Here is a 19,230-nt window from a genome sequence, read left to right on the forward strand (position 1 = left end):
GTCCCAGGGATGCACGAAGACCGGTGCACCCATGAGGAACAGCGCGAGGTCAAGTTCTTGCCCCGGTCACTGTCGGAGTAGGTGAGTTGCCTGGTGACCGACAGGCGGTTCTGGCGGTACTGGACGAGCACGTCCTCGGCGAGGGTGTGCGCGGGGCTGACGTTGGCGAGCCTGATCAGGTGACCACGGTCTTTGCCCCCGTGCCAGAGCACATCAAGGGCACCGCGCGTGTCGAGCTCCTGGGCGACCCTCCATGCGATCAGCCGTTGCGCCTCGTCGGTGTCGGTACCGTAGTAGGCACGGAGTTTCTCCTAGGTGTCGTTCTGGGTGCCCCGCTAGCCCTGGTGCCAGCCCGACTCCAGCAGGACAGCTTCGATGGCGCCCTCGAAACGGACCTCGTGATGCGCGGTCATCGCGGGCTCATTCCCCGTCTCAACTTGACAGATCGCACAGTTGTTCGTAGTCTGGCCGTACAAGCCGGTGACAAGAGGTCCAGGGGACCACTTCTCGGGAGACCGAGATAGCCGGCTTCTTTCCTGCCTTCGATCACGCTTGCCCCCACGGTAGGAACCTCGTCTTCAGTGTGGGCTCGACGCACGGTTCGTACCAGGAACACTTGCGCCCTTCCAGCACGCGCTGCACCGCCCACAGTACGTAGTCGGCGACCTGGATTCCCCACGATGTCTGGGCGTCCCAAATGCACGGAACAATGGTCCGGCGATGCGCGACCTGGTTACAGACGTCTTCGAGCGCATGGCGAATCGCGTCGCGCTTGTTGTGCGTCTGCAACGAACCCGCGATGACGTACAGCGTGTCACCGGGCTTGGTCACCCGCCGAGCGATCTCCTTGAAGTGCAGGTACCACGCGACCTTGTAAAGGTATGCGGACCCCTTCTCCTTGATCGAGTCGTAGGCGTTGCGCTTGTACAGAAAGGTCGTATCCAGCCGCGGCGCTTGCCGATGGATGAGTTCAAAGACCTCACCGCGCGTCGCCGGCGAGTCGTTCTTCGCGTGGAGGCCTTTCGGGAGTTTCACACCGCGCCGCTCGAGATGACACCTCAGCTGGAGACCTTCCCACAGTTCTTGACCGTGGTCTCGCGTGAAGACGGCCGTTCCGAACCCGAAGTAGGTGCTGGAGCCGGGAGAACCGCTCATGTCGAGGTCGCCGGTTTCGTCGGCGTACATGTAGATCTCACTCATCGAAGAAGTCCTCGTCGACGCGTTTGAGGACAAAGGTGTCCTTCACCTGGACGCCGATGTCGTGCTGAACCATCAGTTCCGCCAGGCGCTGACCGTCGATCAGCACGATCCGATTGGGAATGCGTTCCACGTACGCCCGTGCTTCCTGGTTGAACTGGCTGGTGGTCACGAACACGCCGCGATCTGCGCCGACGCCGGTCAGCGCGCCGACGAACTTCTGCATGTCGGGCCTGCCGACAGCGACATCGGTATACCGCTTTGCCTGGAGGTAGACGGTGTTAAGCCCCAGCGCGTCTTGCCGGATGGCGCCGTCGATGCCGCCGCCACCGGAGCGGCCACGATGCTCGCTGCCCGCCGCGTCTCCATAACCCATCGCGTTGAGCAGCGTCAAGGCAAGCTTCTCGAGGAACTCCGGTGGCTGTTCGATGATCCGTTTGAGCAGTTCCCCATGCAACGCTGAGGTGGCCTCGGCGACAGCGTCGGCGATGTTCTCCAGCGGCGTCTCCGCATCTGTCGCCATCGGCGAGGCGGCGTGGACGGTACTCTGGGCGCGGGTCCGGCTTCTGAAGTCCCGGTACTCGGCGAACCGAAGCAGATAGTCGGGTGTGATCTCATCCCCGCGCTCATCGAGCACCTCGTACCCTCGGCGGGTCAGCTGGGCGAAACCGCGGCGGGGCCCTTCGATGAGTCCCACTTGGGACATATGCGACGTCGCCCATTGCACGCGGTTGTCGAGCCTGGCCTGTCCACTCGCGATCTTCTCCCTGCAATCCGCATCAGTCAGGCCGAACGCGATAACACAGCCATCTCGCAACTCACGCCAACGCCGCGCCCGGACGTCGGTGAGCTGCCGCATGATCGGAGCCATGAGTTCATGCCATTGCGGCACCGTCATCGCACCCCCAGACGGTATTGCTCGGCCAGAATGACCCTGCGCTCGGTAGGCACGGATTCATCGTCGAGGACGGCTGGCCGGTGCTCCGAGGTGTCAACCGAGCGGGCGTCGGCGTCCTTGGCGTCGCTCTTGCGCGCGAACTCGTTGAACAGCAGCTGCTTGTGCTCCTGGATCTCCCGGATTCGCTCGTCGACGCTGCCTTTGGCCAGGATACGGTGGACCTGCACGGTATGGATCTGCCCCATCCGGTAGGCCCGGGCGATGGCCTGCTCCTCGATGCTCGGCTTCCATTGCGGCTCGGCGATGACCACAACCGATGCGGCCTGCACGTTCAGCCCGACGCCGCCCGCTTCGATCTGGGACAGCAGCACGGCGCTGCCCTGACGCTGGGTGAAGTGGTCCACGAACTGCTGCCGCATCGCCGGCGGCACGGAGCCGGTCAACGGGCCCATGGCGATCTCGCCCAAAGTCCTCTGGATCGCGCCAAGGACGTCGAGGAAGTAGGAGAACACGATGACCTTGCGACCGTCCTCCACCGCTTCGTCGACGATCTCGCGGATACGTTCCAGCTTGGCCGAGTCCGGTGAGTCGAACGCGGCCCGGCGCATCCACATGAGGTTCTTTGCTTTCACCGCCTTGCGGTAGGCTTCCTCGTCCGTCAAGGAAAGCTGGACCCAGTCCTCGACCTCGATCTTGTCGGGGAGTTCGGTGAGCACGTCTTCCTGGTTGCGACGCAGGTAAACTGGAGCGACGGCACGGCGAAACGCCTTGGCGCCCGCGATGGCATCCGCCGGGTCGATGCGCGCGGCCAGCCACGGCTGAAGGTAGGCAACGAGGTTGCGGAACTCCTCGACCCGGTTCTCCATCGGCGTGCCGGTGAGAAACAGGGCGCGCTGGGAACGATCGAGCACCTCGGCGACGGCCTGGGACCGTTTCGCGTCGGGATTTTTGACGTAGTGGGCCTCGTCGACCACGAGCATCGCGATCTCGGCGTCCTCGAGACACTGGAGCGAGCCCACCGTGGTGAAAGTGGTGACGGCGACACCGCCGGTACGGAGCCAGCCTTTGCCCGCAGATTCGCGGTCGCGGCCGTGCAGGAGGTGCGCGGCAAGATCGGTGTGCCGCTCGATTTCCTTCATCCAGTTGATCTGAACGCTCGCCGGGCAGATCACCATGAACCGGTGCTGCCCTTTGGTCGCCATGTGCGCGAACACGGCGAGTGCCTCGACCGTCTTGCCCAGCCCCATCTCGTCGCCGAGGATCGAGCGCTGCTGATGAATAGCGTACTTGGCGCCGAATGCCTGGTACTCGCGCAGCGTCGCGTTCAACAGCCTGGTGTCGAGTGGCTCGGCCGAGATCTTCTGGCGGAGTTCGGGCCCGATGAAGCCTTCGGCCGCCTCCCGGTCTTCGGTATGGCCGGCGCCGCCGACCGTCGACAACAGAGCGTTGAACGCGGCAGCATCGACCGTGTAGCCGTGCCAGAGCTGCTCTGGCTGGTAGTTGCGCGGGTCGGTGGCTTGTTCGGCACTGTAGATGCTGTTCTGCAGTGCGACAACGTTCGGGTCGTCGAGGATCGCCTGGAGCTTGCCGAGCGCAGCGAGGGTGTCCTTTTTCCGCCGCCCGGCGAAGGCCATCCGCCATTTACTGGTGGCGCGTTCGACTTCCGGGAGCAGCGGCGCGGTCTGGGCTTGGATCTGTTGGATCGGACCACGCAGCGCGGAGGCGGCGCTGTCGGCGTGCCGGGCAGCGGCCAGGGTGGCGAGCAATTGGGTGTGGCCGACGGGTTTGCCGACCGGGTCGAGGCGGACACGGGATTCCTTAGCGAGCTGCCGTGCGAGCTTGTGCGCGGCGGCAACGGCCTCCTGCGCGGTGTGACTGCCGACGCCGGCCACGCGCAGCAACTGTGCGGGATGCGCCTGGTAGACGTGGGCGACGGTCTTGTAGCCGGCGTTTTCGAGATTGCCGAGCCGAGCGCGCCCTTCCATGAGGCTGCGAAGATCCCCCACCGGGCGCCTGCGCAGCTCGGCGAGAACCTGTTCGTCCGAGAGCATGGTGGTCTGCTGCTGCGCGCTCTGCCGCAGGGCGTGCGGAACCTGCAGCAGCCGCGCTCCCCGCGCGGCCAGGTCCTGCACGTGAGCGATCAGATGGCGCGCGAGCTCGGCAGGTTTTGTTGGCCTCTGCGGCGCCCCAGCCCTCGCCGGTGGTGGAGGGTGGACCCCTGTCATCGCCGTCTCCTCTCGATCCCCACGGTGGCTACACCCGAACGCCGGCGTTCTCGGAGAACGCCCCGATGTAGGACCGGACGTTGCATCCGACGTAGTCCTGGTCCCGCACCGCGAAGACGAAGTCCAGCTCCGAGGTGTTGTAGAAGTCCACCTTCGACACCGTCTTCAGCATCCGCTCGTTCTGGATGCCTCGTTCAGCCAGCTCAGCCTTACACGCGAGCACGGCGGCCTTGGTCGGAGCCAGGACACAGTCCAGCCGTCGCAACACTGTGGAGGGCAGGATCACCTTGCCGTACTCGGACTCCTCGTAGTCGCCGCGCAGCAGGTCGGCGACCGCCAAGATGGAGGCGGCCAGGCGGGTGTGCGTCGTGCTCATGGGCATCTTTCGCTTCGTCGTTGGTGGGCTACATCATGTTTCCGGGAACGTCCGGATTTGACGAAGCTGTGATCTTTCTTCACTCGAACGGCCGTCGTTACATATTCAGCGCCGCCTGCTGAACCAAGCCCTCTTCGAGGCCGCCTACATCGAAGACGAGAAGATCACCGGCCACCAGCTCAAGCAGCCGTTTGCCCGATTGCACCATATCCAGGGTGACCGGCATCACATAAAGGACGGCACGTCTCGCACCCATGACAGCAATAGGACCGCCTCCCGCTGGGAAGACGGCCCTACTATGAGTAACGGACTTGAGGCCCTACTCGAGGCATTGATTCGGCCCAATGTTCTCGCAAGGCCCCTAGGGTGGAGGTTAGGGGACCTTACTCGAACATAAAAGACCAGGTCAGAGCCCTGGAAGAGCTCCGTGAGAAGCTTCCCAGCCTCGATACGCCCGAGCCGCCGTCGATCGAGCGCGATCGGCCCCGGCGTGCCCGACAACTCGGTGCCGATCAAGTCGTGGAGTTGATCGCGGGCTATCAGTCCGGCGCGACAGTGTACGAACTCGGTGACCGGTTCGGCATCGAACGACGAACGGTCAGCAACATCCTCCACCGGCACGGCGTACCGATGCGCCGCCGCGGACTGTCCCCCGACCAGGTCGACCACGCCATCCACCTCTACAACCTCGGCTGGTCCCTGGCACGAGTCGGCGAACACCTGGGCGTCAACCACACCACCGTGCTGAACAAGCTGCGTGAACGCGGCATCCCCACGAGAGACAGCCATGGACGTCCGCGCGTCGAAGCAGGTGATCTTCGATGACCCGGCCCGCAGCTATGTCAGTTCGATCAGGTTCGGACGCGGCCACCGTCGTGAAGGCCGTCACCGTGATCATGGGCGTCGTCGTCGGTCTCACCTTCCTCTTCGGCTTCGGCAACGTCCTCAACCTCGCCCTCCGGCTCGGAGTCCCAGTCTGGGTCGCGCCGCTCGTCGCACCCGCGGTCGATCTGTCGATCCTTGGTCTGCTGCTGGGTACCCGGCATCTGGCACTCGCTGGCGCGTCGGCGGAGGTACTGCGGCCGGCTCGTCGACTCCTGATCTTCGCGAGCGTGGTCACGTTGGCGTTGAACGTGGCCGACCCAGTAGTGGCAGGTGAGTACGGAAAAGCAGCCTTCGACGCCGTCGGGCCGCTCCTCTTGATCGGCTGGGCTGAAGTAGGCCCGAGCTTCCTACAGGCAATCGGTGAATGCAGTGCTTCGACGGCCACACGCGGTGCGGTTGCTGAAGAGCAGCCGGAGGTACTCGTGCGGGAGAAACCTGGAGCCAGCCCGGCTGGCAGCGATAGCAACGAGGACGAGGTAGCTGACCGGGATGGGCCCGGCCTGACGCGGCAGAAGCGTTCGCCGGAGAAGCTCTTGTCGTTGGCTCGGGAAGCAGACGCTGCGCATCGTGCCGCGCACCAGAAGCCAATTTCGGCGGACACGCTTCGTGTTCAGTTGGGCATAGGTGCGACTCAGGCGCGGCGGCTGGTCAAGGCCGTGCGTTCCGAGTTTCAGGCGCGGATCGAGGGCGATCAGCGCCTGAGCAGCGTTCCGCAAGACGCAGAGCGGGGCGAGCCTGTTGCCGCCTGACGTACACGTTTACGACATCGTGAGCGGTCGCGGCGTTGAACGAGGTCAGGGCGGTGCCGAAATGGCTCGCGGCTGCCGCGGACAGCGACGCGGCCGACGTGTGCGCTGCGGCGTCAACGCCTGCTGCGGCGCTGCGGGTGCGGCTGCCAATCCTGACCTGCTGTCTCCGGTCGACGTGCCTGAGTGAAAGGCTGAAGAGCGTGAGTCTTGATGACGACGCGGTTGAGGAACTCGACCTGGTGCTCGGGCAGACGCATCACCTACTTGGTGAGGCTGGTGACGAGTTGGCACAGCGCCTCGTGCAGGGGGCCAAGCTGACTCTGCGTCGTGACGGCGGGTACTTCCACCCGGCGCCCGGCGACAACTGGCGGTCGGATACCTACGAGGCCGTGTTCGAAGTGGCACCGTCGTTGGTTCCGGAGTTCACCAGCGAGATTGTCGACCGTATCTGGAGCAAACTGGAGCCAGTGCTGCGACAACACGGCCGACAGGATGTGTTCGGAGTCGTCGTTGAACCGACGGTACCGCCGCTGCCGGAGGTGGCCGCTGATTGGCGGGCACAAGCCGAGCAGCCACCGGTTGCGCTGCCAGGCAACCAGGCCCGGCGGGAGCGAGCGAATGGCGGCTACCCGGTGTCTGACGGGTTAACGTTCGGTAGTCGAGCCGAGATCGTGGTCTATGAGTTGCTCGTCGAACTTCAACGGGCGTGCTCCCGGCACCGAGCCATCGCCATGATGCCGCTGCCAGCGGCCAAGCTGCGCGACGCCGGCGTGCGCACCCCGGACTTCATCGTTCTAGGCAACGGCCGCGCTGTAGTGATCGAGGTCGATGGACCGCACCACTACGGCACCACGCGGAAGGCCGACGACGCCGACCGTGACAGGCACTGGGATCGCTGTGGCGTGCATACCATCCGAATCGGTGCTCATCACACAGACGAGCCCGCTGCCCTGAAGGAGCTGCTGCGGGAAGAGCTAGACCGGTGGCTCTTCCAGACAAGGTGAGGATCAGCAGCAGAATGCCCACGTACGGCAGGATGCACGTCCCGTACGACACGACTCAGTCAGGGCCCCCACCTTGTGCGAGCGATGACTAAGATCGAAGGATTGCGACTACAAGCCGTACGGCTTGTACGGCATCATCCGAGGCTCGCGTGGCGGTGCGGCGAGGTTGTCATCCCGGCCAAAAGGGACGTGTCAGGTGGAGTAACGCTCGGCGAGCCGGTCGAAGAACGCGGCAAGCCGTTTGTCCGTGGCCGAGCCATCAATGAGCTCGGCGCCGCCGAAGCGGTAGACCTCGTAGCCGCGCAGTCGTAGCTCACGGTCCTCGGCGACCATCTCAGCGTACCGCTGGGAGTCAGCGCGCCCAGCCTCGTCGGCGTAGTGCTGCCGCCCGTCGCACTCGATCACGATGCGGATTCGATGCGGCAGGAGCAGCAGGAAGTCCATGCGCTGGCGGGGCAAGGGCGCCGCACCTGGAACGTGGTGTGCTCGGGTGTACGGGTCGTAGTGGAGGTACACCTGTGGGAGCAGGGCCGGGATGTCATCGCCAAGCCGGACGTAGCGCTCAGCGTACGTGCGCAGGATCCGCCGCTCCGCGTCGTTGTCGCCAAGTGAGCGGTCGAGCCGCCGGTACAGGCTGCGCGAGACTTCCCGTACAGGTTCCGCTGTCAGCCCTTCGTGCTCAGCCCACCAGCTGGTCAGGTCGGCCCAGGTGAGGCCATGCGCCGCCAGCGGCCGGTCGTAGATGAGGCAGAACTGTTCGTTCTTGATCACCAGGACGTCGTTGTTGAGCGCATCGGTGAACACGATCTCCGGTTTGGGACCGTCGGCGGCGAAGATCAGGTTCTTCATCGAGCCGGGCACACCAGCGCCGATCCTGCGGCCGGCGAAGACGGGTGCACCGCTGATGGCGTCGATCTGGACGATCTCGTAGCCGTCGTGAACCAGTGTCTGGTTGAGGAAGTCGTGTAGCTGCTCGACTTCGGTCAGGTTCGTCCGGACCGCTGGGTGCAGCATTTCGGCCAGGAATCGCAGGAGCGCATCGTCGTTGTCCGCTAAGCCGAACCGCTCGTCGTAAAAGATCCAGTCGTCGGGCCAGTCCAGGTTGGCGATGCAGTGCTGGATGATGTCCTCGCGCGCCGTGGGGAACTGCGTGGACCGGGAATCTGTGGTGGGCAGCGTGTCGAGGTCGTAGAGGCGCCCGAGGAACTCGACTTCGTTGAGCACGCCGTACCAGGCCGTGGTGGCGAGACCCTCGATGAGGCGTCGCCGGGTGACGTCGGTGATGCGGCTCGTCATGGCGATGGTGCCTCCTGGGCGTCGGCTGCAGGCGGTGAGTAGGTCGTCAGTCAGGCTGGCGGCGGCTCGCTGGCGGTGCAGCGAAGTCGCTGTTCGTTGTTCGCGACCGCCTTCCGCGCCTCACCGGTCGTCATGGCCCAAAGCTGTGCCAGGTGATCGAGCGTTCCGAGCAGATCGGAAGGAACGGCTGGGCGGCTTCCGGAGCGGGCGAAGGGGCCGTCGGTTTCCAGCAGTACGCGTTCCGGCGGAAGCCGTTGGAGCAGCGGCACGGCTTTCTTCGACCGGACCATCGCCGGGTTGATCGAGAACCAGAGCCCTGCATTGAGTGCATCGTCGACGGCGGCCAGTGGTCCGGTGTACCAGTGCAGGATTGCTGGCACGTGCGCTTGCGCGAGTCGGGCGATGGTCTCCCGCTCGGCGCCCCGGCTGTGGACGGTGACAGGTCGAGTTCGCACCTGTGGGTCCGCCAAGATGGCCTCGAACACGCGAAGCTGTTGCTTGCGGGTTGCGACTCCGGCGCGAGAGAAGTCGAGTCCGATCTCGCCGATCCACGTGGCCTGCGGCAGGAGCCGGAGAAATCGGGCTAGATCGTGAGGGGATGCTGCTCCTGCGCGAAGAGGGTGGAAGCCCAGTGCGACATCGACGCCGTCGCGTCGGCCGAGACGGGTGCGCAGCAGGCGGTACTTGCCGGGGTCCTCGGTCACCGCGATCACGTGCACGCCTGCGGCGCGGGCGTCATCCAGTACGGCGAGCGGGTTGTCGTAGGCGTCGATATGGCAGTGGGTGTCGGTCAGCACCGCGGTGGTCACGATCGAGACTCCACCAGCTCGGCCAGTGGGCCGCGGGCTCCGCTGGCGAGCCAGGTACGGAGCTCGGCGAGTCCACGTCGCCAGACCCCGGTGAAGGCGGCGCGTTCGCCTTGTGGAAGCGGGCCGTTGCGTAGGACGTCGCGATCCGGTCGATCCGCGAACGCTCCGGCGATTACGGCGCGCAGATCGGCTCCGCGGCGGCTGCGGCGGTTGAGGAGGATCGTGGAGTCGTCCTCGGCGAACACGTTGTAGGCGTACTCGTCGTCGTCCCATCCGACGTGTGCCAGCGAAGCGCGGCGGATCAGGCAGGGGAAGCAGTATCCGCAGTTGCCTTGCTTGCGGCCGACGTAGCGGGCGGTCTCGGGGTGGGAGCAGGAGACGCTCAGCGGGGCTAGGCGCCGCAGGAGAGCGGCGTTGCGGGATTCGGCGAGCATCTCGCCCTTGGTGCGCAGGCGGTACGGGTTGATCACGCGGTTCGATACGCCGATTGCGGCGCTGGCCGTGGCGAGTAGGTGCATGAAGTGTGGGTGTGTCGTGCGGGTGCTCGCGCTGCCGACACGAGCTCGGGTGAGCGGCACGTTGATCCCGATGAAGCCGTTTTCGGGCACATATACCGGCACGGCCGGTCCTTCGGCGGCGGCGAGGGCCAAGGCAGCGGACAGGAAGAGCAGGGATCGGGACCGGGTGGTGTTCTCGCGTGGCCGGGGCAGAGGTCGGGCCTGGTGGTTGTTCGGGGGTGCGGGACGTAGGTAGAGGCGCCGGGAGCGGATGCGTTCGGCGCCGTAGTGTTCGCCGAGTTCGTCGAGCAGAAGTTGTTGCGCGGTGGATGCTTGTCCGCCTTCGTGGTGGGACAGCAGGCACAGCCGTCGTTCGGGGTCCTCTTCGAGGAGATCGATGACGCCGCACAGTGAGTCGAGGCCGCCGGAGAACAGGCACACGCCGTCGACGCCGAGTCCGATCGGCCGCTCGGCGAGGGGGACGCTGGCCACACCGGCGAGGGGATGCCGGCTGGAGTTGTAGGGCTGGGTCTCCCAGTGATCGCCGGTCAGAAACCGCAGGGCGGCGTCGAAATCGGCGTTTCGCCAGACAGCGGTGGCCTCGACGGGGAGCCGGAGGGTGATGTCCCTGGTCCAGGAGTCCGGCGTGCCGCGTCGTCGGGTGGTTTTGTCGGCGCAGTACACGGCCGCGCCCAGCAGCAGGAGGTCGGCGGCGGCACGCGGTGGTCGCCAGCCCGTGAAGAACTCGGGGCCAGCGTCGCCAGTTTGGATGGTGGCCGCAATCCGCCCAGGAGCCCAATCCAGCAGCCGGACGTCGTCGGGTTCGGTCACCGGGGCGGTGAGATCCGTGCGCACCAGGTAGGTGGTCACTGTGCGTCTCCGTCCAGCCCCTGCAGGGCCTCGTAGGTCATGCGGACGGTGTCCTCGGCGATCTGGCGTCCCTCCGGGCCGGCCCAGTCGACCGTGAAGGGGTCGTCGGGGATGCGTAGTGAGACCAGGACCTGGATGATTTGGCGCATTTCCTCGTCGGCTTGGCGCACGGCGTGCGGGTCGGTGATGCGGCTGAGACGTTCGGCGATGACGGGAACCCTGTTGTAGACGTACTGGGCGAGGAACGTTTCCAGCAGGGTGGGCAGGTTCTCCCGCGAGACGGCCATCTCGGCGGTGTCGGTCAACTCGGTCCACGTATCGGCGTCGCCGAAGACCTCGTCCAGCACGTCGCACGCGGCGTCGCGGGCGGCTTGGGAGTCCAGGTCATCGCCGTCTCCGGCGATGAAGGTGATCAGTTCGTCGAGCACGTCGAACCGGGTCCGGCCGACGAGAGTAGCCAGTCCCAGCGAGGTCAGCGTGTTTTCAAGCCCGGTTCCGCCGACTCCAGCGAGCAAGGCGCCGAGGCGCTGGACGCCGCTACGTCCGGCACGGGCACCGGCCGCAGCGCCGCCAGCTCCACCCAACACGGGAACGTGGCGAGCGAGCACCCGCTGGGCATACGTGCGGGTGCTCGGAGATCCGGAGGTAAGCCCGCGCACATAGGACGCGGTCGCGTGTTTAAGCGGAGTCCACGCTCCGCCGCTGCCCGCGGTTCGATCAGCCGAGGTACCCATCAGTGCCGGCCGCTGCGTCGTTGAGCTTGACGCGCGGTGTTGATCACACTCTTCAGGCCGGGGGCGTCGCTGTTTTCCCACCGGTCGAGCAGGGCGGAGACCGTCGGGTTGTCGGCAGGGAGGCGACGGACGGCGTTCCCGGCCTGCCCCCGCGGGATGGCCTCGGGTGGGATCCGCATCAAGGCGTCGCAGATGGCTGACAGGGTGTCGGGCGCTCGTTCGGCGAGTTCGAGCGCTGCGAGGAAGGCCGGGCCGCCCGGTCGACGCGTCAGCACTTCCACCAACGCCTCCACGAGCTGGACACGCTCGTCGCCAGGCAGCTTTCCGATCTCGTCACACGCAAGCCGCCGCACACCAGCGACCTCAGCCTGCGCCCTGGTGAACAGCTCCTGCAGGTGCGGAGGCAGCCGCGTGACCGCGACGCCGAAGGCGAGCTTGTCACGGGAGTAGGTGAAGTACGGCCCCAGGTCTACCTCGCCGAGCGGAGGCTCCAACCGCAGCCACGCACGCACGTGCGGTTTGTCCACCCACGCCCGCACCTCTTCGGTTACCTGCGGCTGTTGGGCAGCCGTCCGCCCCCGCTTGGAGGCGGGTGAACGGCGAGCACCCGAAGACTCGTCGGCGGTCTCGCCCTCATCTGGCCGCGATATGTCCCCATCGCCGTCCGGTTCGGCGGTGGTCGATCCACCCCGCGCGATAGACTCCGCAGCCGCGAGTTCCGAGATGGGGCCAGGCGCGGTGAGTTGCCAGTCGAACAGGCGCTGGAAGTCGCTGAAGTGTTGTTCCTCCAGGACCATGAGTTTGGCCAGCACAGGCAGGTCGAGGGTGATCTTCCGGCGCAGCGCGCTGCGGTGCTTGAGCAGCAGGTTGTTGAGGAACCGCTTGAGCTGCCTCGGGTTCCCGCGCAGTCCGCCCCCGAGTACCTCGGCGATGCTCGCCGCCCAGTTCAGGTCGCGCACCAGGTCGGGCGGCACGTTGCCGAGGACCGCTCCGGCCATACCGACGTTGAACGCCACCTGCAGATTGCCCGCTTCGCGGCGACGGCGGGTCTCGGCGAGGACCTTGGCGAACTGCTCGTCGTCGAGGCGCAGTTCAGCCAGCAGCAGGTTGACGTAGGTGTCGGCCTCCGGCGCGGACAGCGGCGGGATGGCTACCTTGAGCTGCAGCATCTTCTCCAGGTAGTCGGCACCGATCCCGGCGCCGTCGGGGCGCCGCAGCTGCGGGTAGCGCGAGTCGATCGCGGACTCCACGACCGCCTGGTTGGCTGCCAGGACGTAGGCGGTCTTGGGCGTGTTGAGGAACAGCCGGATCGCCTCGAAGGTGTCCACCACGGTCTCGGGCAGGCACCGGTCGAGGTCGTCGATGAACACCACCACGGCGTCTACGGCTTCCAACGTCGAGACGACCTTCGCGAACTCCGCCCGGAACCGCCCAGCGTCCGTGATTGCCTCAGCCGTGCCGTTGCCCGAGACGGCCTGCTTGGCCTTGGGGTCTTCCAGCAGCTTGTTCGCCTCGCTCGCAGCCGCATTCACCCCCGCCTTCGTCACGTCCAGGACCTGCGGAGCCATGCTCGGATCTATCGCCAGAAGCGCGAGAGGTGCCGCGGCCTGGGCGGTAGACACTGCGACCCGTCCGCCCCTGCGCCCCCATCGGCCGAGGCCCTGGGCGAACCTGCGGAGCCTGGTCACCTGTTCCTGCTGATCACGACCGGCTCGTGCGCCGATCGCGTCGAGCACGGTCGTCATCAGCGCGACCTTGACGTCGTCGTAGTCCTCGTACTGCCAAGGGCTGAACTCGACGCACACGTACCGTGACGGTGACTCGTCGTCGTCCCGGATCTTCAGCAGCTCCTGCCGGGTGATCCGCATCAGGCTGCTCTTCCCGGAGCCCCAGTCCCCGAGCAGGCCCACCGTCAGTGGGAGCAGCCGCGGCTCGGTGAGCGCCACGAACAGGGTGTCCACCAGGAAGTCGAAGCCGAGAAGATCAACCTCGGTTTCGTTGTCCGCCCACATCGCCCGCTCCGTCCGACGCGGCAACTTGAGGCATCCGCTCCTCGGTGGCCGCTGACCGAAGGCGAACATCGAGGATAGATCGGCGATCAGCGTCGATGGTCATTTGACAGACGTGTCGCCGCAGACCACGTACTGTTACCGTCAGTTACCGAGGCGTGATCAGCATGTTGCGGTCTGGCTGTGGCCGAGTGAGCTCGGCGAGCACGAGCTGAATCGCACGGCCCAGCAGGCGAGCAAGGTCCTCAATGAAGCGGGCGAGGTCTTCGCTCTTCGCTCCGCCGAGGAGCGTCATCCTCTTCTGGACAGGGTGGTCACCGTGGATCTCCGCATTCCGCAACCGGTACGCCTCCTTGAAGAACCTCTCGATCTCCGTTCGCTCGACCCCGAGCACCGGGTCACCGGCCAGCAGCTGTCCGGCCGCCTCCGCCGCGGGTGCTCCCTTCTGTCCTCCTTTGATCTTGCCGCGCTTGATGAACAGTGCCTCGGAGCAGATGTTGAGGTCGATGAGTCGATCCTCGGGCAGGGACTTCGAGCCGGCGAAGACGAACCGCCGGAGGGAGACCTGCAACGAGCGATCCCGCGCGACCGCTGGGGCTGCGAGCGCCTCGTACACCCTGCGCACAGCGTCGACGTGTTCCTCGGTCAGGAGCAAGGTCGGCCGGTTGACGTCGGCGAGACCGACTGCGGGGAGAGTAGCGCTGCCCTCGATGTCCCGAGGGAAGTCGTCGTCGTGCTGCAGGAGGATCGGACGCGTGGCCACCACCGATCCTCCACACACCACATGCAGCGCGGTGACCAGCCTCTGAACAGGCTCCTCCAGGCTGGGAAAGGCAGGGGGCCGCGGATGTTCGGGCATCCCCTGTTTGTACGACGTGACCGGGTAGCTCTGTTCCCTGGTCACGGCCCACTGGTGGAAACGTGAGACCTGCACGCTGTTGGGGCCGCCGCTGAACTCGGCCGGCGCTGCGAGCACCTGGATGGCCCGGCTCATCTGCCGGTCAGTCATCGGGCGCAGGACCACGCCGCCGGGCAGGGCGATTTCGTCCATGCTCGACACAAAGCCGTTGAGCGGGATGAACTCGACGAGTCGGACAGTGTCGGCCAGCAGGCCGGCTTCGAGCCGGTTGTAGTGCAGATCGAATGCCGCCTCGTCGAACTCGTAGGTACGAGTGGTGACGATCATCGGTTCGAGCAGGTGCTCGATCAGTAGCCAGTCCAGTCTGCGCTGTTGGAGCGAGAACTCAACCCCGACCATCGTGTCGACGCGGGTGCCCAGGATCGGGTCAGCGTCGATCGCTTCGCGGACGGCGACCATCTCAGCGAACGTGTCCAACCAGTTGACCTTGGTGACGCGCTCGGGCATGTACCAGGCAGTGGGTCGTAACGCGACAAAGGACTCTTGGCCGTAGCGCCACCAGTTCCGAAGATCGGGCATCTTGTCGACCTTCGGGGCACCGTCGCGTTCCGCGAGGTCGCCGAGCGCGGCCACAAGCACTGAGGCCACAGCCGCTCGAACCGGCGGCCTCTGACATGACTGCATCAACCTGATCCCAACCCGTCACGTCCTGCCCGCCGAGGACCTGTCAGACGCGAGCCGGTCAGGATGCCACGAACGGACCAGCGTCCCAAGCCAATTTGCGGGTGACACGCCGGATGTCCCCCGCCAGGGATGATGTTCGACGCGAGAGTCAACGATCGGCCTCCTCACCCGCTAGTCGGGTGCGACGATCTCAGGAGCCGTAAAGTTTAGGTCGTGGCCTTGCATGGTTATGACGATGTCGAGCCCGCTTGCCAGGACAGCGTCGACATCTGCATGTAGATCGACATCGACAACTGCGACAGCTAGGCCAGACTCGCTGACGATCTGTAGTTCGGAGGGCGCGTCAGTCGTTGTCGAAATGTAGACGATCTCTGGCGTCTGGTGGGAAATTGTAAGCTCACTGCGAAGCGTGACCTGGGCGCGTCCTGTCTCCAGCAGAGATCGCAGCACATTGTTCCGGCGAGCTCGGATGAACTGCAAGAGATCGAGCACCTCGCGCGCCACGGCGTCAAATGTGCTCCGCCAGCCTCGGATGTGCATGCCTGCGAGCCAGGACCGGACATCTTCTACCTCGACACCTTGGCGCTGCGCCTGGGGCTGCTGAATGATTCTGTGACAGCGGTTTAGGCCGCGGTTGTGGCGACCTGGCTCATGATGGTTTCGTACTCGATGGGGGTCAAACGGCCGAGTCGGGCTTGGCGGCGTCGGCGGTGGTAGGTGCGCTCGATCCAGGTCACGATCGCGATCCGGAGTTCTTCCCGGGTGTCCCAGCGGCGGCGATCGAGTACGTTGCGCTGGAGGAGGCTGAAGAAGCTCTCCATGGCGGCGTTGTCACCGGCCGCGCCGACGTGGCCCATGGATCCGCGCATGTGGTGCCGCCACAACGATTGTTGCAGCTTGCGTGAACGGAACTGACCGCCTCTGTCGGAGTGCAGCGTGCAGCCGACGACGTTGCCGCCCCGTCGGGCGACGGCAGACTGGAGCGCGTCAACGGCCAGCTGGGAGGTCATGCGCTCAGCGATGGAGTAGCCCACGATCCGGTTGGACCACACGTCCTTGACCGCGCAGATGTAGAGCTTACCCTCGCTCGTCGGGTGTTCGGAGATGTCGGTCAACCACAGGCGGTTCGGCTCATCGGCGGTGAACTCTCGACACACGAGATCCTCGTGCACGGGCGCGCCGGCACGGGCCTTTCTGCCACGCCGTTTCTTACCGAACACGCACCACCACTGGTTGGCCGAGCAGATCTTCCACACCGTGCGGTCAGACACCTCGTGGCCGGCTGCGGTGACCTCGTCGAACAGCAGTCGATACCCGAACTCGGGATCGTCACGGTGGGCGTCGAAGAGCGCGTTCGCCAGATACGCCTCGGCCAGCTCGGCACCGCTCACCGGGCAGGCCAGCCAGGCGTAGTAGTGCTGGCGGTGGAGTTTCAACACCCGACACGACACCGCCACCGGCACCCGGACCCGGGCACCGGCGGCAGCCAACTCCTTCACGAGCGGGTAGAGCCTTTTCCCGGCAGATTGCCCTGCGACAAATACGCCGCCGCGCGGCGTAAGACCTCGTTCTCCTGCTCCAACAGCCGATTGCGACGCTTGAGTTCCCGCAGCTCCCGCGCTGCATCCGTGGTGACGCCTGGCTTCACGCCGCCTTCGACGCCGGCCTGACGCAGCCACTTCTGCAACGTCATCGCATGGACTCCGAAGTCGTTCGCGACCTGCTCGATCGTCACACCCGACTCGCGGTTTCGGGCAACCCGGACGACGTCCTCACGGAACTCACGGGGATAGGGCTTGGGCACAGCAACATCCTTCCACGCCTGCACATCAGCAAGCGATCTCAGATGTCACAGATCCCTTCAGCAGCCCCCCTCGCTCCCAATGACATGTGCCAGTCGACGAGAACGGACTCCTTCATTGAGCAACGCCAGGGCATGCGGCGTGTTGACGCCGTGTCGGATACACCACGCAGTGTCTGGTCGAAGGCGGCTTACGAGGCCAGCCTCCTCAAGGCCAGCGTTGGCCTGCTCAATGAGCACCCCGACAGTCCAAGCCAGGTAATGTTCAAATGTTGAGCTGATGGCGTCAACAGTCTGCTCCAACTGCCACTCGACGGCCAGGCCGGGAAGAATCCGTTCGGCAAGAGCGGGAACGTCAAGGCCGTTTATCCACCCTGTCAATCCATCCACAATGGACACGTCGATTAGGTTCTTGTCTCCCTTAGCTCTCGTCGACCAGAACTTCCAGCAGTTGTCGGCCTCCGGTTGCGCCAGCAGTCGCGCGAGTACTTGTTGTTCCGCTAGAAGAAGAATGGTGTCGTTGAGCGGCCAGTACCAAGCTTCATCAGGGATAGCCGCACCTAGTTGGCGAAGCTCGCCTTCCCGCGTGGCAACGGCATCAACTACCTGACCGGCAATCGCATCTAGCCGTGCCGCTGTACCGAGCGAAGTCCCGGCAGCTGTCCAACGCCGCCGCTGTGCCGGGCTTGTACGTTCATAGGTGGCTCGAACCTGCTCGGCCAGCCGCAGCCAACGTTGCCGAAGCGCCGGGTCCATCTGCTGAAATGCAAGTAGTTTACCGAGGACGATGTCCATCTGTATGGGGTCGTCGAAGAGCGTCCACAATGGCTGCAGCGTCGTCAGGACAAACCACGTATACGACACGAAGTCAGACACGACCGTGTCCGGCGCAAGCTGAAAGACGGCGTCAGCCGTAGTGGCGATGAGCTCTTCGGCGTCAGCCAGAGCTGTCAGCGACTCCTCTGCCAAGAGAGTGGAGCGGGCTTCGAGCGCCTCGTCATTCGGGCGGAGCTCGTCGAAGTCCTTGAGCTCGGACTGCTTTTGCAGCGCAAGCACGATCCAGCCTTCGGACTCACGGCCGGCTCGTCCAGCTCGCCCGATGGCGTTCATGAGCCGTGCGGCTCCGAGTTGGGCTCCAGGGTACTGACCTTCGAATCGGGTTTCGGCGATCACGACCGTTCGAACCGGCAGGTTTACCCCGTCGGTCAGCGTGCTTGTAGAAACGATCGCCAGCACGATCTCAGTCCGGACTGCTTCCTCGATCGCGTCAAGGACGTCTACAGGCAGGCCGGCATGGTGGTACGCGACGCCGTGCTCGGCGCAGGCAATGAGCGGATGCTGGTCACCCAGCCGCTCGCGAAGGAACTCGACAAGCTCGCGCGTGGGTTCACGTGGCGGTAGGTAGCCTGCCAATGCTTTGGCGGCGTCACGGGCCATAGTCCGCGACGAGACGATCATCAACAGACTGCCCGCATGCGTCAGTATCGACGCTGCGGCGGCGAAGATCTTGTAAGCCGGCGTGCCTCCGCTGTCCTTGGTGAGCTTGCCGCCGGAATCTTCCTTAAGGACCAAATTTCCGAGTGGCTCTTCAGGACGCGTCGTCAGTTTTGTAACTGGCCCCGCCTCGGCGGGACGTAGTCGCAACTGTGCCACCTGCGGCACGGTAACTCGCGTTGGCCACTGCGCCGACTTGCGAGGACTCCGCACTGCGGCTTCCCAGACCGGCTGAGTGTTGAGTAGGGCATGGAGACGGCGCGGCCCCCGCCATGCGGACGTGAACAGTACTTCCGGGCGCTCCGCGTCGAGCCAGGACGCGAGCGAGGCAGCATTCCCGAGTACACCGGAGAGAAGCACGATCCGCGGGTTGTCGGCCTCCGCCATGAGGTAGGCAAGCAGTCCTTCGACGGTGAATCCTCTGCCCGGTTGCGCCAGTAGGTGTGCTTCGTCGATGACGAACAAGGAGAAGCGTTGCATCACAGCGTCGGCGTCGTGACGCAGCAGGTGCATCAGTCGTTCGGGTGTCGTGACCTCAACGTCAGTGGAGTCTTGCGAGAAGGACAGTATGTCGAAGAGGTCGCTGTCTTCACTCAACTCACGGTTGAGCACTCGGAGTCGCCCCGACAGCGCCTTCCGCATCTCTCGCCCAAGACTGCGCAAGGGGGTGACGTAACAGACTCCACCTGGCTGTGTCGCGACGTGCGTGCAGATGATCAGCTGCGCGAGCAACGTTTTCCCGGCGCTGGTGGGTACTGACAAGAGCAAGCGGCGCGTCGCTGGATCCAAAGGGTTCATTCCTGGCCGCGCAAGCAGTTCTCTTTGGGGTGGCCACAGGGTTAG

17 protein-coding genes are annotated in these 19,230 nt (G+C 65.1%); 3 read left to right on the forward strand and 14 right to left on the reverse strand.

Translation table 11 applies throughout. The annotated features are described in order from the left end of the window. Nucleotides 1–546: 546 nt before the first annotated feature. From BAY60_RS29465 to BAY60_RS37385, 5 genes are all read right to left on the reverse strand, one after another. On the reverse strand, nt 547–1,200 hold the full coding sequence (locus BAY60_RS29465; protein ID WP_112284591.1) for a DUF3800 domain-containing protein: 654 nt from the start codon (nt 1,198–1,200) through the stop codon (nt 547–549). Next, on the reverse strand, nt 1,193–2,095 hold the full coding sequence (locus BAY60_RS29470) for a restriction endonuclease (RefSeq protein ID WP_112284592.1): 903 nt from the start codon (nt 2,093–2,095) through the stop codon (nt 1,193–1,195). Before BAY60_RS29470 ends, BAY60_RS29465 begins: the two co-directional genes overlap by 8 nt. Then, a complete protein-coding gene (locus BAY60_RS29475) occupies nt 2,092–4,227 on the reverse strand; it encodes a DEAD/DEAH box helicase (protein WP_245992860.1) in 2,136 nt (711 codons plus the stop codon). Before BAY60_RS29475 ends, BAY60_RS29470 begins: the two co-directional genes overlap by 4 nt. Before the next feature lie 121 nt (nt 4,228–4,348). Then, a complete protein-coding gene (locus BAY60_RS29480) occupies nt 4,349–4,696 on the reverse strand; it encodes a type I restriction-modification system subunit M N-terminal domain-containing protein (RefSeq protein ID WP_112284594.1) in 348 nt (115 codons plus the stop codon). Nucleotides 4,697–4,793: 97 nt separating this feature from the next. After that, the gene (locus tag BAY60_RS37385) at nt 4,794–4,952 is read right to left on the reverse strand and encodes a hypothetical protein (protein ID WP_170160593.1); all 159 of its coding nucleotides are present in this window, start codon (nt 4,950–4,952) and stop codon (nt 4,794–4,796) included. 263 nt (nt 4,953–5,215) lie between these two features. Between BAY60_RS37385 and BAY60_RS29485 the strand changes: the two genes are divergently transcribed. Genes BAY60_RS29485 through BAY60_RS29495 form a run of 3 tightly spaced genes read left to right on the forward strand, consistent with a single transcriptional unit; the run spans nt 5,216 to nt 7,334 of the window. After that, nucleotides 5,216–5,521 carry a hypothetical protein gene (locus BAY60_RS29485; RefSeq protein ID WP_162473052.1) on the forward strand — a complete coding sequence of 102 codons (306 nt, stop codon included), beginning with the start codon at nt 5,216–5,218 and terminating at the stop codon, nt 5,519–5,521. Next, entirely contained in the window at nt 5,518–6,330 is an 813-nt protein-coding gene (locus BAY60_RS29490; RefSeq protein ID WP_072029907.1) for an MATE family efflux transporter, read from the forward strand. Before BAY60_RS29485 ends, BAY60_RS29490 begins: the two co-directional genes overlap by 4 nt. A 35-nt stretch (nt 6,331–6,365) precedes the next feature. After that, a complete protein-coding gene (locus BAY60_RS29495) occupies nt 6,366–7,334 on the forward strand; it encodes a PDDEXK family nuclease (RefSeq protein ID WP_146771102.1) in 969 nt (322 codons plus the stop codon). Nucleotides 7,335–7,526: 192 nt separating this feature from the next. Here BAY60_RS29495 and BAY60_RS29500 read toward each other — a convergent pair whose 3' ends face one another. From BAY60_RS29500 to BAY60_RS29540, 9 genes are all read right to left on the reverse strand, one after another. Then, on the reverse strand, nt 7,527–8,630 hold the full coding sequence (locus tag BAY60_RS29500) for an AbiJ-related protein (RefSeq protein ID WP_043832460.1): 1,104 nt from the start codon (nt 8,628–8,630) through the stop codon (nt 7,527–7,529). Nucleotides 8,631–8,680: 50 nt separating this feature from the next. Continuing rightward, nucleotides 8,681–9,439, reverse strand: coding sequence for a TatD family hydrolase (locus BAY60_RS29505; RefSeq protein WP_043832458.1), 759 nt, complete (start codon nt 9,437–9,439; stop codon nt 8,681–8,683). Further along, entirely contained in the window at nt 9,436–10,806 is a 1,371-nt protein-coding gene (gene qatC / locus BAY60_RS29510; RefSeq protein WP_043832456.1) for a Qat anti-phage system QueC-like protein QatC, read from the reverse strand. Before qatC ends, BAY60_RS29505 begins: the two co-directional genes overlap by 4 nt. Beyond that, nucleotides 10,803–11,414, reverse strand: a complete 612-nt coding sequence (locus tag BAY60_RS29515) for a hypothetical protein (protein ID WP_206078057.1) — start codon at nt 11,412–11,414, stop codon at nt 10,803–10,805. Before BAY60_RS29515 ends, qatC begins: the two co-directional genes overlap by 4 nt. A 125-nt stretch (nt 11,415–11,539) precedes the next feature. Beyond that, nucleotides 11,540–13,621, reverse strand: coding sequence for a KAP family P-loop NTPase fold protein (locus tag BAY60_RS29520; RefSeq protein WP_083715517.1), 2,082 nt, complete (start codon nt 13,619–13,621; stop codon nt 11,540–11,542). Nucleotides 13,622–13,697: 76 nt separating this feature from the next. Continuing rightward, the gene (locus BAY60_RS29525) at nt 13,698–15,041 is read right to left on the reverse strand and encodes a hypothetical protein (protein WP_051172183.1); all 1,344 of its coding nucleotides are present in this window, start codon (nt 15,039–15,041) and stop codon (nt 13,698–13,700) included. 222 nt (nt 15,042–15,263) lie between these two features. After that, nucleotides 15,264–15,596, reverse strand: coding sequence for a hypothetical protein (locus BAY60_RS29530; RefSeq protein ID WP_146771103.1), 333 nt, complete (start codon nt 15,594–15,596; stop codon nt 15,264–15,266). A gap of 119 nt (nt 15,597–15,715) precedes the next feature. Then, a protein-coding gene (locus BAY60_RS29535) for an IS3 family transposase (protein WP_112284597.1) occupies nt 15,716–16,896 on the reverse strand; the annotation gives its coding sequence in 2 pieces (ribosomal slippage) (nt 15,716–16,609 and nt 16,612–16,896; 1,179 coding nt in all). A gap of 57 nt (nt 16,897–16,953) precedes the next feature. After that, nucleotides 16,954–19,185 (reverse strand): DEAD/DEAH box helicase, encoded by a 2,232-nt coding sequence (locus tag BAY60_RS29540; protein WP_112284598.1) that lies wholly within the window; start codon nt 19,183–19,185, stop codon nt 16,954–16,956. Between the last annotated feature and the right edge of the window lie 45 nt (nt 19,186–19,230).

Origin of the sequence: Prauserella muralis (genome assembly GCF_003202285.1) — a bacterium.
Taxonomy (GTDB): domain Bacteria; phylum Actinomycetota; class Actinomycetes; order Mycobacteriales; family Pseudonocardiaceae; genus Prauserella_B; species Prauserella_B muralis.

What these genes read in the sequence shown, in the direction of transcription:
- BAY60_RS29465 (WP_112284591.1), bottom strand. Translation starts at nt 1,200, where the DNA reads ATGAGTGAGATCTACATGTACGCCGACGAAACCGGCGACCTCGACATG.
- BAY60_RS29470 (WP_112284592.1), bottom strand. Translation starts at nt 2,095, where the DNA reads ATGACGGTGCCGCAATGGCATGAACTCATGGCTCCGATCATGCGGCAG.
- BAY60_RS29480 (WP_112284594.1), bottom strand. Translation starts at nt 4,696, where the DNA reads ATGAGCACGACGCACACCCGCCTGGCCGCCTCCATCTTGGCGGTCGCC.
- BAY60_RS37385 (WP_170160593.1), bottom strand. Translation starts at nt 4,952, where the DNA reads ATGGGTGCGAGACGTGCCGTCCTTTATGTGATGCCGGTCACCCTGGAT.
- BAY60_RS29490 (WP_072029907.1), top strand. Translation starts at nt 5,518, where the DNA reads ATGACCCGGCCCGCAGCTATGTCAGTTCGATCAGGTTCGGACGCGGCC.
- BAY60_RS29500 (WP_043832460.1), bottom strand. Translation starts at nt 8,630, where the DNA reads ATGACGAGCCGCATCACCGACGTCACCCGGCGACGCCTCATCGAGGGT.
- BAY60_RS29520 (WP_083715517.1), bottom strand. Translation starts at nt 13,621, where the DNA reads ATGTTCGCCTTCGGTCAGCGGCCACCGAGGAGCGGATGCCTCAAGTTG.
- BAY60_RS29540 (WP_112284598.1), bottom strand. Translation starts at nt 19,185, where the DNA reads ATGAACCCTTTGGATCCAGCGACGCGCCGCTTGCTCTTGTCAGTACCC.